The organism is Sphingomonas sp., assembly GCF_019635515.1.
Lineage (GTDB): Bacteria > Pseudomonadota > Alphaproteobacteria > Sphingomonadales > Sphingomonadaceae > Sphingomonas.
The window spans coordinates 1,812,207-1,826,020 of the sequence record NZ_JAHBZI010000001.1 but is presented as its reverse complement, the minus strand read 5'-3'; the positions used below and the strand labels follow the sequence as shown (position 1 = coordinate 1,826,020).

Below are 13,814 nucleotides of genomic sequence, written 5' to 3'. Positions count from 1 at the left end.
GGATTTCGCCTGCTTTGCCTGGGCGGTCGGCACTGCCGTCCGCTTTTTGAAAATGTCGATCCCGACCCAACCATGGTCACTGCGATGATTGGGACCATTCGCGAATGTTTAGTCCCTCGAAAACACTAAACTTCCTAAACATTCGCGCTCATCACCCGCGCCAGTGCCACGAATTCGTCCACCGAAACCGTCTCCGCGCGCCGCGCTGAATCGATCCCCAGCGTCTCCATCGCCTCGATCGCACCGGGCATGCCTTTCAGGCTCTGCCGCAGCATCTTGCGGCGCTGGCCGAATGCCGCCGCGGTTAGCGCTTCCAGCGTCTTGAAGCGCACGCCTTCGGGCTCCTCGCCCGGCACGATATGCACCACCGCCGACATCACCTTGGGGGGCGGGGTGAAGGCCGAACGGTGCACGTTCATCGCGATCTTCGGGAGCGAACGCCACTGCGCCAGCACCGCGAGCCGCCCATAAGCGTCTTCGCCTGCCTTCGCCACGATCCGCTCCGCGACCTCCTTCTGGAACATCAGCGTCAGGCTCGCCCACCATGGCTGCCACGTCGCCGACAGCCAACCGACCAGCAGCGCTGTCCCGACATTATAGGGCAGGTTTGCGACGATATGGGGCTTGCCGCCGAACAGGGCGGGAGCATCGATCTCCAGCGCGTCGCCTTCGATCACGCGCAGCTTGCCGGGGAAGAATTCGCCCAATTCGGCCAGCGCCGGAATGCAGCGCCGGTCGCGCTCCACTGCGACCACGCTGGCGCCTGCCTCGAGCAGCGCCCGCGTCAATCCGCCAGGGCCTGGCCCGACCTCGAACACTTCCGCGCTCGCCAGATCCCCCGGCACCCTGGCGATGCGCGCGAGCAACTGGTGGTCGAACAGGAAATTCTGCCCCAGCGCCTTGCTGGCGCTTAGCCCATATCTTTGGATAACGTCGCGGAGCGGGGGAAGGGCGGTCACGCTCCAGCTTCGGCCCGGCGCTGGGCCGCGCTGGCGGCCATGCGGATGGCGGCGATCATAGCGCCGGGATGCGCCTGATCCTTGCCGGCGATGCCGAACGCGGTGCCGTGATCGGGCGAGGTGCGCACGATCGGCAGGCCGAGCGTGATGTTCACGCCCTCGTCGAAATGGAGCGTCTTGATCGGGACCAGCGCCTGATCATGATAGGGGCAGAGCGCGACATCGTAGCCGGCGCGGGCGCGGGCATGGAACATCGTATCGGCAGCGAACGGCCCGACCGCATCGATCCCCTCGGCGCGGAGCAGTTCGATCGCCGGGGCGATGATGTCGATCTCCTCGCGCCCGATCGCACCGCCTTCACCGGCATGCGGATTGAGCCCGGCAAAGGCCAAGCGCGGTCGCTCGATCCCGAAGTTGCGCAGCAGGCCGCGGGCGGTGACCCGCCCTTTGGCGACGATCATCTCGATCGAAAGCGACGAAGGCACATCGGCCACGGCGATGTGCACGGTGAGCGGCACAACCCTTAGCGTCGGTCCCGCCAGCATCATCACCGCGTTCTCGCCCGAGACGCCGCAGCGCTCGGCGACGAATTCGGTCTGCCCGGGATGGGTGAAGCCGATCCCATAAAGCTGCGCCTTGGACACCGGCCCGGTCACCACGCCACCCGCCGCACCGGCGCTGGCCAGGCCGACCGCGAGTTCGAGCGAATGGAGCGCGATCCGTGCCGAGCGGTCATCTGGAACCCCGGGCGTGACATCGCCGGCATCGCCCACCGCGAGCACTGGCAGGGCATGATCGAAAGCCGCGTTGGCCTCCTCGGGATCGGTGATCGACGCCACTGGCCCGTCCCATACCTTTGCCACCGCACGCGGATCACCCACCGCGAAAAAGGGCGCGAGCGAATGCAGCGCCCGCGCCTTCCATGCCTTGGCAGTGATCTCGGGGCCGACTCCGGCGGAATCCCCCATCGAAACGGCGAGCGGACGGATCGTCCGCTCGCCGACAGGATCAGCGATATTCGACAAGCGCATCCCGGCGAAGATCGCGGAGCATGCGCTGGGCGCGGATGTTGGTCCGCTGCTCCTCGAGCCCTTCCTTGAGCTGGTCTTCCGAAGGAAGGTTCGCGCTGGGCGGATCGTCGCGGCCGCAGACCACGAGGACGCTCACGCTCTCGTCGATCGCGCCGAACGGCCGGGTGACCTGCCCGACCTGGAGCGGGAGCAGCAGGTTCTGGATGCCCGGCGGCATGTCCTTGATCACCAGCCCGTCCCGATCGGCGACTTCGGCGTTCTGCGCCGCCGCCACGCGTGCCACGTCGCCGCAGCCCTGTATCGCCTGGGTCGCGGTCGCGAACTCGCTGGCGATCGCGGTCGCCCGCTCTTCCGTCGTGCCCTTGGCGAAGTGAACGGTAATCTGGCGCAGGCTGACCTTGGCATCCTTGGGATCGGCCATCAGCACTTGGCGCTTCTCGGCCAGATACAGGATCGAGAAGCCGGTCGGCAGCTCGATCGGACCGGCGACCTGGCCCGGTTGCATCGTCTGCACGGCATTAGCCAGCGCGTCGGGCAGCATGCCGGGGCGCACCCAGCTCAGATCGCCGCCCTGCGATTTGGTCGAGGATTCGGAATAGGTCTTGGCGAGATAGTCGAACGGCGTGCCTTCGCGCATCTGCTGGATCATGCGCTGCATGCCGGTTGCGACTTCCTGCGCGCGGTCTGGCGTGGCGTTCTGGTAGATCTCGAAGAGGTGATACTCCTCGGTACCCTTCGAGGCTTCCAGCCGGGCGAGGATTTCCTTCACCTCGGCATCGCTGACGTTGATGTCGACGCGGCGGCGCAGCAGGCGCGCCCAGGCGAGTTCGCCCTCGACCTGGCGGCGCAGCGACCGTTCCGACGTGCCCATCTGGCGAAGCCAGCCGCGGAACTGATCGGGATCGCGGCCGTAATTCTTGCCGACCCGGGCAAAGGTCGAATCGATCTCCTTCTTGTCGATCACGATGTCGTTGGCCTTGGCTTCCTGAATCTGCAGCGTCTCGTCGATCAACTGACGCAGCACCGTGAGGCGAAGCTCGTCGCGCTCCTGCGGTTTCAGGTTCAGCTTGTTGAGCCCGATGATCAGATTGACGCGCTGCTCGACATCGGTGCCGGTGATCACAGAATCGTTGACAACCGCGGTGGCCTTCCGGGTGCTGGGATTGGCCGTGCCGAAGATCGTCAGATTTTCCGGGAGGTCGAGCCCCTTGGCGATCGCATTCAGATCCTGTTGGGGAACCGTCTGCGCCACACCTGCCGACGCAAGCCCCGCGACCGCAAGCATCAAGACCGATTTGCGGCCCGAGCGGATCGCCTTTGCAACACCGATTTTCACGTGAATCCGTACCCTCATCCCAAACGGAGATCGTCGCGCTTACTGACGAATTGTGCCTGAACCAAGGCTGACGGAGGCTATTAGCGCCCCAGGTTCTTGAATGCCAGACTCAGGATGTAGCTATTGCCGCGGCGGGCGTCGCCGGTCGTCTCATAGTCGCGCTTCCAGGTCAGGCCAAGGCGAAGGCAATCGTCCTCATAAGTAACGCCCAGCCGGTGGCGAACCGGCTCGAAGCCGTCGGACTGAGAAGTGATGTCTTCGTTGCGGTCGGTAAGGTCGATCAGGATCGAGCCTGAGACCGACCAGAATTTGGCGATCTTCACGCGGGCGCCGACACGCGCTTCCTCGCGATCTTGCAGGTCCTCCAACGCCGGGCCGATATTGCGGTTGAGACGCAGATAGCCGAGCTGGACATAGGTATCGCGCGAGCCGACCGTGGCGTCGATCTCGTTACGGCGAAAGGCGAACGTATCCTTATCGATGCGATAGCGGTGCGTGAAGCTGACAAAGTCGCGGAAGCGCACCACCGTGCGGCCGACGATATCGGAGACGCGGTCGGTGAGGCCGGTGCCGTCCGGGAACAGCGTTGGCGCCGACGAGATGCGGTAGCTCTGGCCGACATTCGCATCGAGCGTGAAGCCGGGCAGATACAGTGCGTAATCGACACCCCAGGTGAAGCGCGTCGAATCCTCGAAACGGTCGTAACCGGGAAAGCGGTTGAGGGCGAAGAGGTTGGAATCCTCCAGATCGACCGCGCGGGCGTCCTCATTGGGAACCTTGAGATTCTCCAGCGGCGGAGCGGCAACGATCTGTAGGCGCGGGGTGATGCGCTGCGTACCGCCAAACAATTCGCCGACGAGCGGCCATTTCATATCGAGCGCCACCGCGCCGATCCCGCGGAACTGGAACCCCTCGGTGCCGCGATAGCTCGGAACCGTGGTCAGCAGCGTCTCCCGGGAATTATAGACATCGCCGCGGGCATAGGCGGTCAGCGTCAGTTCCTGCCCCCACGCGGTGAGCTTGCGCAGATCCCAGCGCGCGCTGGCGAAGGCGCGCTGCGAATCCTGACCGTCCGAGCGGCCGATCGCGAGGCTGTTGACCTGGAACTCGAAGCGGCCGCCGATCAGACCATCGTCCATCCGGCGGCGGTAATCGATCTCAGGGAAGGCATAGGGCTGGAGTCCCTGACGCTCACCGACGCGCAGGGTCTGCACCACCCAGGCGTTGATCGCGAAATAGCTGTCCGGATCGATGCGCTCGACGCGGATATTGTTGCGCAGGCGATCGTCGCGCGAAATATCGTAGCGGCGCAGGAAGGTGCGGTCGGTGGTCAGACGGAACGACGCGCTCGCGGTCCAGTTCGGGTCGAGCTGGAAGCGGCCGACCGCGTCGAGATAGCCGCGGAAATCGGTCTTCGACGTCGCCGGCGTAAGCGGCACGGTCAGATCGTCCGAACGGCGGCTATAAGTGCCATAGGCACTGACCTTGAAGGCGCCATGCGAATTGAGCTCGCGATACTCGGCCTGCATCATCGGCAGTACGCTGGTATAGACGCGGGGCGTGACGGTCAGGTCGCGATTGGGAGAGAGACTGAAGAAATAGGGTAGCGCGAACTGCAGCCCATTGGTCCGGCTGTAGCGGATATCGGGCATCAGGAAGCCGTTGTCGCTGAGGCCGCCGATCGGGTGCGAGAAGACCGGCAGCGGGATGCTGGCGATGCCGAACACGGAGATGCGCGCGCCGGTATAGCGGATGCGGCGCAGCGCGGGATCATATACCACTCGATTGGCGGTGATCTTCCATGAAGGCTCTTTCGGGCAATTCGCCGAATCCGTGACAGCGCACGGCGTATATGCCGCGTTTTCGACGGTAATGATGCCGTCGCTGCGCTGGCCGCGCTCAGCGGCGATCCGGCCGCCCGCGTCGAGCACAACGAGCATGTTCTCGACCATGCCGTCTTTCAGCGAATCGGTCAGCTCGATCTTGTCGCCATAGGCCGCGTCACCTTCGGGGTTGACGAGGACGATGTTGCCCTCCGCCACCACCTGACCGGTGTTGCGGTTCCATGTCACCTTGTCGGCACGCAGGCGATCGCTGTTGCGGTACATGCGCACGTCGCCGTTGGCGGTAACGATATCGGCTTCGTAATCGTAATCGAGCTGATCGGCGTTGAACTGAACCTGATCGCCGGATTCGGGCAGAGCCGTCGTGGAAGGCGGCGGCACTTCGATCGGACGGTCCTGCAGATCGGGTCCGGTAGGTGGCGTCTGAGCGGGGACGCTCTGATCGGGCGTCGATTCGCGCGGGGCGGCGGCCTCCTGCGCGCGCGCCTCGGCGGCCAGGCACAGCCCCAGCGCGGCCGACAGCAGCAAAGCCTTGCGCGTCACTCCGATTCCCACCTTTGTCTTACTCCCAGCGCACGCGGCTTGTCCGCCCTATCGCAGCGGTTCCGCCATCGCAACGTCGCGCGCATTGGCCCAAACGCCTGGTCGCGCTAACAAGACCCATGCAGGTCGATTTCTATCATCTTACCCGCACGCCGCTGGAGCGCGCGCTACCCCGGATCGCCGAAAAGGTGCTGGAGAGCGGCGGGCGGCTGCTGATCGTGGTCGAGGACGCCGCGGTGCGGGGCAAGCTCGATCAGTCGCTGTGGGCATATCGCTCCGAAAGTTTCCTGCCGCATGCCCAGGCGGGTGGGCCGGAGGATGCGCGGCAGCCGGTGCTGATCGGCGCGGGGGTCGACGCCGCCAACGGCGCGCGCAACGTGGCGCTGGTCGATGGGATGTGGCGCGATGAGGCGCTGGACTTCGACCGCGCATTTCATTTCTTCGACGAGGACGCCATCGTCGAAGCGCGGATCGCGTGGAAGGCGCTCGCGGATCGCGAGGGTGTCGTGCGAAACTATTGGAAGCAGGACGAAAACGGCCGCTGGGAGAAGGCCGCCTGAGCTAGCGGAGGCGATCGCGGTGATCGGGTTCTGCCGCGCCCGCGCTTGCCGCCCTCAGTCGGCGATTGCCCTGAACTGGGCCGGCCCGGTGTCCGGGATCGGCTGGCAGATCCTATCCTAGCCTGGACGCCCGACCCCGCTTGCATCCTGTCACCGCGAAGACTAGAGGGCGGCGACTTTTCCACAACTCAAAATACAGGAGCCGCACGGCCATGGCCGCGACCCGGACCTTTTCGATCATCAAGCCCGATGCCACTCGCCGCAACCTGACCGGCGCGGTCACCAAGATGCTGGAGGATGGCGGCCTGCGCGTCGTGGCTTCCAAGCGCATCCAGATGACTCGCGAACAGGCCGAGGGCTTCTACGCGGTGCACAAGGAGCGTCCTTTCTTCGGTGAGCTCGTTGAATTCATGATCTCGGGGCCCGTCGTCGTACAGGTGCTCGAGGGTGAGAACGCGATGCAGCGCAACCGCGACATCATGGGTGCCACCAACCCGGCGAATGCCGAGCCCGGCACGATCCGCAAGGAACTGGCCGAGTCGATCGAAGCCAATTCGGTGCACGGTTCGGATTCGGACGAGAATGCGGCGATCGAGATCGCCTATTTCTTCAAGCCGGAAGAGATCGTCGGCTAAATCACAAGTCGTCACCCCGGCGAAAGCCGGGGTCTCGTGCGACATCGGACCCGCTTCATCGCCTGAGATCCCGGCTTTCGCCGGGATGACGGCTGAAGGGCGGGTCTTCGCTTATCTGGGCAATGTGATCGTTGCGGCCAGCCCGCCGCCGTCGCGATTGGCGAGGAGTATCTCGCCACCGGCATCGCGCACGATCGCGCGGGCAAGGGCAAGGCCAAGCCCGACGCCCCCGGTGTCGCGGTTGCGCGATTCCTCGAGGCGGGTGAACGGGTCGAAGACCTTGTCGAGCTTTTCCGGGGGGATGCCGGGCCCGCGGTCGCAGACGTGTATCGCGACATGGGTACCTTCGTTGCGAAGCATCACTTCGGCGGCGCCGCCATATTTCACCGCATTCTCGATCAGGTTGCGCACCGCCCTCCGCATCAGGGAAGGCCGCAGTCGCATCGTGAGGCGCGGCGCCTCCTCGAAGGTCACATCCTTGTCGAGATCGCGGAAATCCTCGACCACGGCATCGACCAGTGCCGAGACATCGACCTCTGTCATCGGCTCGCTCGGTCGCCCGAGGCGGGCGAGCGACAGGATGTCATCGAGCGTGCGGCTCATTTCGTCGATGGTGTCGGCCATCCGGTTGCGGTCTTCATCGTCCTCGACCGACTCGATGCGGACGCGCAACGCCGCCAGCGGCGTGCGGAGATCGTGGCCTATCGCGCCGAGCATCCGGTCCTTCTCGTCGAGCATCGCGTTCACGCGCAGGCTGAGCGCGTTATAGGCCGAGATCACGGCGCGGACGTCGCCCGGACCGCGCTCTTCGACCGGATCGGGCTGTTCGCCGGGGCGGAAGCGCTGGGTCGCCTGCGCCAGATTGCGCAGCGGGCGGGCAATGCGACGCCCCGCCCACAGTACGGGCAGCAGCACCACGACATAGAGGATCAGCGTTTGCGCGAGCAATTGCCAGATCAGCGCGCGCTCGCTGCGCGGCCAGCCCGAGCGCAGCATCAGCCAGCCCTTGCCGGGCAGCTCGACCGCGACATTCAGCTCGGCGCCGAGCCGCCGCAACCGCTCGGCTCGTCCCGGGCTCATCTTGCGCGTGAGCAACTGGTCGCTTCGGAACGGACGGGTGACGGCGATCACCTCGCCGGGCTGCACGCCGGCGTCGATCAAGCCGTTGCGGATATCATTTTCCAGATCGGGACGGCGGTCGAGCGGCGGCGTGAGCGGGTTGCTTGCATAGCGCTCGACACGCTGAGGCAGGCGGTGCCCGGGACGATTGCCGGCGTCTTCATCGGCACCGCGCGAGGCCGGATTGTTGATCCGCTCCGCCGCGTCGGCGAGCCGGGTGACGGCGGGCGCGATCACCTGCGCGAAGCGGGCGCCGCGGCGCTCGTTGAGGAGCAGCCCGAAATTGATCGCCTGCGCCAAGAACAGCGCGATCCCGACGAGCAGTGCGATCTGGCCGGTCAGCGATTTGGGAAAGAAGCGCCTCAAAGACGGGTGACCTCGGCGGCGAGCGTGTAGCCGCCACCCCAAACCGTCTTGATCAGCGCGGGATTCTTCGGATCGGCCTCGATCTTCTTGCGCAGGCGGCTGACCTGGTTGTCGATCGCCCGGTCGAAGGCTGCGGCCTCGCGGCCCTGCGTGAGATCGAGCAGCTGATCGCGGGTCAGCACCGCGCGGGGGCGGGTCACCAGCGCGTGGAGCAAATTATATTCGCCGGTCGAAAGCGGCACCGAGACGCCATCGCGATCGACCAGCGCGCGCTCGCCGGTCTTGAGCACCCAGCCGGCAAAGGCGAAGCTGCCGCTGTCGGGGGCGTTCTGGCGGGTGCCACCGGCCGAGGCGCGGCGCAGGATCACCTTGATGCGTGCCGAAAGCTCGCGCGGGGAGAAGGGCTTCACGACATAATCGTCGGCGCCCATTTCGAGCCCGACGATGCGATCGGTCTCCTCGCTCCGCGCGGTTAGCAGGATCACCGGGGTGTCGCCGGTTTCGCGGATGTGGCGGCAGAGGCTGAGGCCGTCCTCGCCCGGCATCATGATATCGAGCACCACCAGATCGATAGCATAGGCGGCCATGCGCGCGCGCGCGCCCTCGGCATCGCCGGCCTGGGTGACGCGAAAACCCTGCTTGGTCAGATACTGCGCAAGCGGCTCGCGGATCGAACGCTCGTCGTCGACGAGCAGGAGGTGCGGCATTTCCGACATATCTGTTCCGTAACAACTCTCATGAGGATGAGAAGTGCCGGACGGGGAGGAGGGGGAAACCCGCCCGGCACAACGCTTACCGCCTTAGCTGCCGTTGCCAGCCGGGGCGTGAGGGCGAGGCGGCATATCCGGGCCACCGCTCCGAAGACCGTGGCCGCCATGACGGCCGCGCGGTGTCATTTCGCGGATCATCTCACGGACGAGCTGGCGCTCGGCCTGATCGACCTTGCCGTCGCCATTGCGGTCGATGAAATCGAAGCGCTTCAGCGCCCGGGCGCGCTGTTCGTCGAGCGACACGGCGCCGTCACCATCTGTATCAGGTCCATGGTGGCGCATGCCGGGGCCGCGTACACCCTTGTCCATCTCGTCTCTTCCCATCCTGGCCCGCATCGCCGCGCGGGCAGCGTGACGTTCCTCGGGGGTGATCTTGCCGTCCTTGTTGGTATCGAGCCTGGCGAAGCGCGCGGCGACCGAGGCGGCGACCTCATCGCGTGTGACGATGCCGTCCTTGTTGATGTCCGCCATGGTCAGCGGGTCATGCATCATGCGGTGGCGCTTGGGCGCATCCTGCGGTTGGGTCTGGTCCTGCGCAGCGGCCATTGCGCCGCCGGTCAGCAGGGCCGTGCCGAGCAGCGCAGCGATCACGGTCTTCTTCATCGGGCGAAACTCCTGAAAGCGCGGGTTCGGCCCCGCGACGATGGCTTTTCTGAAGGCCGGCTGTCGCATGGGTTTGTCACGCGTTCAGGAAAGTGTCGCAGTTTGTCGCAGTTCAGCCAAAAATGGCGACGGCTTGCATCGCATCCGCGATTGGCTCGCCAGCGGCATTCCACAGGGTCATGCGCTGGCTCGCATTGCCGGCTCGGGCGGTGTCCGACCGGGCGGTGAGCAGCCACCAGCCATTGTCGGTGGCGGGCACAGGCGACAGGAAATTGATCTGCCAGTTGAGCGAACTGAGCGGGACGCGCTTGTCCTCGAACAATTTGAGCGCGGCGGGCGGCAGCGCGTCGCCGATAGCGAGAAGTTCGACGAACGGGTCCAAACCGTCGCGGGCGCGCAGCCGCGCCCAGCGCAGCCACTCGGCCGGACCCAGACCCTCCTTGCTGTCGATGAACTCGAAATTGCCGATGAACGAGGTTTCCGGGCCGATGAAGGTCTTGGCGTCGGTAGCGGGCGCCGCGACCGGCGCGCGCGGCGCTTCGTCGTGCGCGAGTTGCGAGGGCAGGGCGGCCATGAACACGAAGGTGGCGCGCAGGCCGAGGCCGGCTTCGCTGGCGACATCGGCCTGGATAAACGCGGCGTTGCGTCCACGGCGGAGCCTGGCGGCGGTGACGGTGACCGTGCCGTCGAGCGGGCCGATGAATGCGATCTGCGCCGAGCGGAGCGGCGGAAGATCGGGTTCCAGTTCGATTGCCGCCTGCAGCGCGAGCGCCGCGGATAGCCCGCCGAACGCGGTGCGGCCCTGCAGCCAGTCTGGCGGGATGTCGCAGGCGAAGCCGCTGTCGAGTGCGGTGCGGGCGGCGAGGATGTCGGCGATCGGAGTCATTGGGCGAGATAGCTGTCGCGAAGTTCGCGCTTGAGAACCTTGCCGATCGCATTGCGCGGCAGTTCGTCGATGCGTTCGAGCGCGGAGAGGCGCTGCGTCTTGCCGACCTCGGCATTGAACCAGGCGAGGATTTCCTGCGGGTCGCCGCCGCCCACATAGAAGCCGACCGGGGTTTCGCCCCATGCTTCGGAAGGCACGCCGATGACGCTGCAATCGCGCACGTCGGAATGCCGGGTTAGGATCGCCTCCAGGTCCGAAGGATATAGATTGAACCCGCCGGAGATGATCATGTCCTTCTTGCGGTCGAGCAGGGTCAGGAAGCCGTCCTCATCGAAGCGGCCGATATCGCCGTGGCGGATGAAGCGGTTGCCATCCGCATCGAACCATTCCGCCTCTGAACTGGCTTGCGTGCGCCCATGATAGCCGCTCATCATTGCGGGCGAGCGGCCAACGACTTCGCCCATTTCACCCTGCGGCACCTCGCGCCCAGCATCGTCGATCAGGCGGATATCATGAGCCTCGACCGGTACTCCGACGGTGTGCAGCTTGTCGGGATGGGCGTTGCAGACCAGGGCAGTGGTGCCGCCGCCTTCGGTCATGCCGTAATATTCGACGAGATAACCCGGCCAGCGCGCGACCACATCTGCCTTGAGCGGGGAGGAGAAGGGCGCGCTGGTGCAGGTCTTGAAGCGGAAGCTGGAGAGATCGTGCGCGTCGAAATCGGGAAGCGCCATGATCCTTTGATATTGCACGGGCACCAGCATGACGTGCGTTGCGCGGTGTTTCTCCGCCAGCTTGAGGAATTCGGCGGCGTCGAACTTCGCCATCAGCACGACGGTTCCGCCCCAGGCGAGCGTGGGGATGAAGCTGACCAAGGTGGTGTTCGAATATAATGGCGTGACGACCATTGTGACGGCATCGCCGAACCCGGCAGCGGCGCGAGAGATATGGGCCCAGCGCATCGCATGCGGCTGGACGATGCCCTTGGGCGTGCCGGTCGTGCCCGAGGAATAGATGATGTTGAACGGATCGTCCGGGCCAACCGCGACAGGCTCCGGCACGGTGCCTTCGGGAGCGAGCCAATCGTCGAGCGATTCCAGCGCCACCTTGCGCACGCCGATGTCGGGATCGTGCGCCGCGTCGTGGAACAGGATCGGTGCGCCGCAATCCGTGACCATCGCTGCGATCTGCGCGGGCGTGGCGGAGGGCTGCAGCGGCGCGGCAACGCAGCCGGCACGGAGCGCGCCAAGGAATACCACCGCATATTCGATCGAACTGGCCGCGAGGATCGCCACGGCTTGCCCGCGGGCGATGCCGTCACGCTGGAGTGCTGCCGCGACGCGGTCCATCGCCTTGTCGAGCGCGGCGAAGCCGATGCTGTTATCGCCCATGACGATGGCGACCTTGGCCGGCTTTTCCTCGCCATGAATGCGGATCAAATCGGAAAGCGTCGCGAAATCGCTCGCCAGCATCTCTTCCGCGCGCATCGTCATCGCGCACTGGCTAGGCGAGGCGCCGGGCAAATGCCATACGCAATCTTCGAAAAATGGATGGGGACTCGATGCAGGACAGGATGACGGGCGGCGTTGCCATCGTAACCGGCGGCGCTACGGGGATCGGCGCGGCGACGGCGAGGCTGTTGGCGGCGCGGGGCGTTCGCCCGGTGATCAACTATGCGACCAGCCGCGATGCGGCCGAGGCGCTGGCCAGCGAGACGGGCGGCATCGCGGTGCAGGGCGATGTCGGCGACGATGCACAGTGCCGCGCCCTGGCGGCGGCGGCGATCGACGCGTTCGGGCGCGTGGATTTCCTCGTCAACAATGCCGGCAAGACCAAGTTCGCCAATCACGAGGATCTGGACGCGCTTTCGGGCGAGGACTTTCTCGATATCTACCGGCTCAACACCGTCGGCGCCTTTCAGATGATCCGCGCCTGCGCTCCAGCGATGCGCGAGGGGCCGATGAGCGCGGTGGTCAATATCGCCTCGGTGGCGGGCCTGCACGGCAATGGCAGCTCGGTCGCGTATGCCGCGTCGAAGGGCGCGCTGATCACGCTGACGCAGAGCATGGCGCGGGTGCTGGCCCCGGCGATCCGGGTGAATGCGGTCGCGCCCGGTTATGTCGGCACCGGCTGGTTCGAGAAGCGCATGGGCGCGGAGGGCAAGACGGCGCTCGACGCGCATATCGCGGGGAGCGTGCCGATGGCGCTGGCGGCAATGGCCGAGGATATCGCCGGGCCGGTAGTGGGCCTGCTCGATCCGGCATCGCGCGCGATTACCGGCGAGACGCAGCGGGTGGATGCGGGGGCGCATCTCGATGTTGGCCTGTCGCGACGGCCGGGGCGAGGGTGACCCATAGACACCGTCATCCCGGCCTTGAGCCGGGATCCCGCTTCTTCTTCTGAGGGCTAAGGCAGCGGGGCCCCGGCTCAAGGCCGGGGTGACGGAGAAGAGGCTATGCCTTCGTGCTGCTCGCGGTCTGGCCGAACAGCACCTTGCGCTGTTCGTCGCTCATCGGCGCAGCGTAGGAGCGGACTTCGCCGCCTTTTTCATAGGCGCGGATCGTGGCGGGGCGCGCGGCGATCGCCTCGAACCAGCGCTTGACGTTAGGGAAGTCGTTCAGGTCCTGCTTGTGCGCCTCGTGCGGGACGATCCACGGATAGATCGCCATGTCCGCGATCGAATAATCACCGCCGGCAACGAACTCGCGGCCCGCCAACTGGCGATCAAGCACGCCGTAGAGGCGATTGGTCTCATTGACATAGCGGTCGATCGCGTAGGGCACCTTCTCAGGCGCGTAGACATTGAAATGGCCGTTCTGTCCGGCCATCGGACCAAGTCCGCCCATCTGCCACATCAGCCATTGCAGCACGTCCACCTTCTCGCGCTGATCCTTGCCGAAGAATTTGCCGGCCTTGTTGGCGAGATAGATCAGGATCGCGCCGCTTTCGAACACGCTGATGGGCTCGCCGCCATCGGCCGGAGCGGTGTCGATGATCGCGGGCATGCGATTGTTCGGGCTGAACTTGAGGAAGTCGGGATTGAACTGCTCGCCGGCGCCGATGTTGACCGGGTGAATCTTGTAATCGAGGCCGGCTTCCTCGAGGAATAGCGTGATCTTGTGGCCGTTCGGCGTGGGCCAGTAATAGAGTTCGATCATCGGG

The 13,814-nt window shown here is 65.6% G+C and carries 13 protein-coding genes; 3 read left to right on the top strand and 10 right to left on the bottom strand.

What is annotated here, in order from left to right:
• Window positions 1-134 precede the first annotated feature (134 nt).
• From rsmA to lptD, 4 genes are all read right to left on the bottom strand, one after another.
• Window positions 135-959 carry a 16S rRNA (adenine(1518)-N(6)/adenine(1519)-N(6))-dimethyltransferase RsmA gene (gene rsmA / locus KF730_RS09195; protein ID WP_294094118.1) on the bottom strand — a complete coding sequence of 275 codons (825 nt, stop codon included), beginning with the start codon at window positions 957-959 and terminating at the stop codon, window positions 135-137.
• Window positions 956-1,990 (bottom strand): 4-hydroxythreonine-4-phosphate dehydrogenase PdxA, encoded by a 1,035-nt coding sequence (pdxA, locus tag KF730_RS09190; protein ID WP_294094117.1) that lies wholly within the window; start codon window positions 1,988-1,990, stop codon window positions 956-958. The genes rsmA and pdxA overlap by 4 nt, the downstream gene beginning before the upstream one ends.
• Complete coding sequence (locus KF730_RS09185) at window positions 1,968-3,326, bottom strand: peptidylprolyl isomerase (RefSeq protein ID WP_294094116.1); 1,359 nt, start codon at window positions 3,324-3,326, stop codon at window positions 1,968-1,970. Before KF730_RS09185 ends, pdxA begins: the two co-directional genes overlap by 23 nt.
• 80 nt (window positions 3,327-3,406) lie before the next feature.
• The gene (gene lptD, locus KF730_RS09180; RefSeq protein WP_294095836.1) at window positions 3,407-5,551 is read right to left on the bottom strand and encodes an LPS assembly protein LptD; all 2,145 of its coding nucleotides are present in this window, start codon (window positions 5,549-5,551) and stop codon (window positions 3,407-3,409) included.
• A gap of 281 nt (window positions 5,552-5,832) precedes the next feature.
• On the opposite strand from lptD, the gene KF730_RS09175 reads away from it, so the two are divergent.
• Together KF730_RS09175 and ndk are read left to right on the top strand one after the other, a co-directional pair.
• The gene (locus tag KF730_RS09175; protein ID WP_294094115.1) at window positions 5,833-6,273 is read left to right on the top strand and encodes a DNA polymerase III subunit chi; all 441 of its coding nucleotides are present in this window, start codon (window positions 5,833-5,835) and stop codon (window positions 6,271-6,273) included.
• A gap of 212 nt (window positions 6,274-6,485) precedes the next feature.
• Window positions 6,486-6,908, top strand: a complete 423-nt coding sequence (ndk, locus tag KF730_RS09170) for a nucleoside-diphosphate kinase (RefSeq protein ID WP_066794654.1) — start codon at window positions 6,486-6,488, stop codon at window positions 6,906-6,908.
• A gap of 111 nt (window positions 6,909-7,019) precedes the next feature.
• Here ndk and KF730_RS09165 read toward each other — a convergent pair whose 3' ends face one another.
• The 5 genes from KF730_RS09165 to KF730_RS09145 all read right to left on the bottom strand — a co-directional run bounded on the left by KF730_RS09165 (window position 7,020) and on the right by KF730_RS09145 (window position 12,139).
• Window positions 7,020-8,393 carry a HAMP domain-containing sensor histidine kinase gene (locus tag KF730_RS09165; protein WP_294094110.1) on the bottom strand — a complete coding sequence of 458 codons (1,374 nt, stop codon included), beginning with the start codon at window positions 8,391-8,393 and terminating at the stop codon, window positions 7,020-7,022.
• Window positions 8,390-9,109 carry a response regulator gene (locus tag KF730_RS09160; protein ID WP_294094109.1) on the bottom strand — a complete coding sequence of 240 codons (720 nt, stop codon included), beginning with the start codon at window positions 9,107-9,109 and terminating at the stop codon, window positions 8,390-8,392. Before KF730_RS09160 ends, KF730_RS09165 begins: the two co-directional genes overlap by 4 nt.
• Window positions 9,110-9,193: 84 nt before the next feature.
• Window positions 9,194-9,766 (bottom strand): ca2+ sensor protein, encoded by a 573-nt coding sequence (locus tag KF730_RS09155; protein ID WP_294094106.1) that lies wholly within the window; start codon window positions 9,764-9,766, stop codon window positions 9,194-9,196.
• Window positions 9,767-9,878: 112 nt separating this feature from the next.
• Entirely contained in the window at window positions 9,879-10,652 is a 774-nt protein-coding gene (locus tag KF730_RS09150; protein ID WP_294094102.1) for a thioesterase family protein, read from the bottom strand.
• Complete coding sequence (locus tag KF730_RS09145) at window positions 10,649-12,139, bottom strand: class I adenylate-forming enzyme family protein (protein ID WP_294095831.1); 1,491 nt, start codon at window positions 12,137-12,139, stop codon at window positions 10,649-10,651. Before KF730_RS09145 ends, KF730_RS09150 begins: the two co-directional genes overlap by 4 nt.
• A 74-nt stretch (window positions 12,140-12,213) precedes the next feature.
• Between KF730_RS09145 and KF730_RS09140 the strand changes: the two genes are divergently transcribed.
• Window positions 12,214-13,002, top strand: coding sequence for an SDR family oxidoreductase (locus KF730_RS09140; RefSeq protein ID WP_294094100.1), 789 nt, complete (start codon window positions 12,214-12,216; stop codon window positions 13,000-13,002).
• Between the two features lie 103 nt (window positions 13,003-13,105).
• Here the strand turns inward: KF730_RS09140 and KF730_RS09135 are convergent, their stop codons facing one another.
• Window positions 13,106-13,810 carry a glutathione binding-like protein gene (locus tag KF730_RS09135; protein ID WP_294094096.1) on the bottom strand — a complete coding sequence of 235 codons (705 nt, stop codon included), beginning with the start codon at window positions 13,808-13,810 and terminating at the stop codon, window positions 13,106-13,108.
• Between the last annotated feature and the right edge of the window lie 4 nt (window positions 13,811-13,814).

Excerpts from the sequence above, each read along its gene's own strand:
- KF730_RS09150 (WP_294094102.1), bottom strand. The coding sequence starts at position 10,652 with ATGACTCCGATCGCCGACATCCTCGCCGCCCGCACCGCACTCGACAGC.
- KF730_RS09135 (WP_294094096.1), bottom strand. The coding sequence starts at position 13,810 with ATGATCGAACTCTATTACTGGCCCACGCCGAACGGCCACAAGATCACG.
- ndk (WP_066794654.1), top strand. The coding sequence starts at position 6,486 with ATGGCCGCGACCCGGACCTTTTCGATCATCAAGCCCGATGCCACTCGC.
- pdxA (WP_294094117.1), bottom strand. The coding sequence starts at position 1,990 with ATGCGCTTGTCGAATATCGCTGATCCTGTCGGCGAGCGGACGATCCGT.
- KF730_RS09160 (WP_294094109.1), bottom strand. The coding sequence starts at position 9,109 with ATGTCGGAAATGCCGCACCTCCTGCTCGTCGACGACGAGCGTTCGATC.
- KF730_RS09145 (WP_294095831.1), bottom strand. The coding sequence starts at position 12,139 with ATGCGCGCGGAAGAGATGCTGGCGAGCGATTTCGCGACGCTTTCCGAT.
- KF730_RS09140 (WP_294094100.1), top strand. The coding sequence starts at position 12,214 with ATGCAGGACAGGATGACGGGCGGCGTTGCCATCGTAACCGGCGGCGCT.
- KF730_RS09175 (WP_294094115.1), top strand. The coding sequence starts at position 5,833 with ATGCAGGTCGATTTCTATCATCTTACCCGCACGCCGCTGGAGCGCGCG.
- KF730_RS09155 (WP_294094106.1), bottom strand. The coding sequence starts at position 9,766 with ATGAAGAAGACCGTGATCGCTGCGCTGCTCGGCACGGCCCTGCTGACC.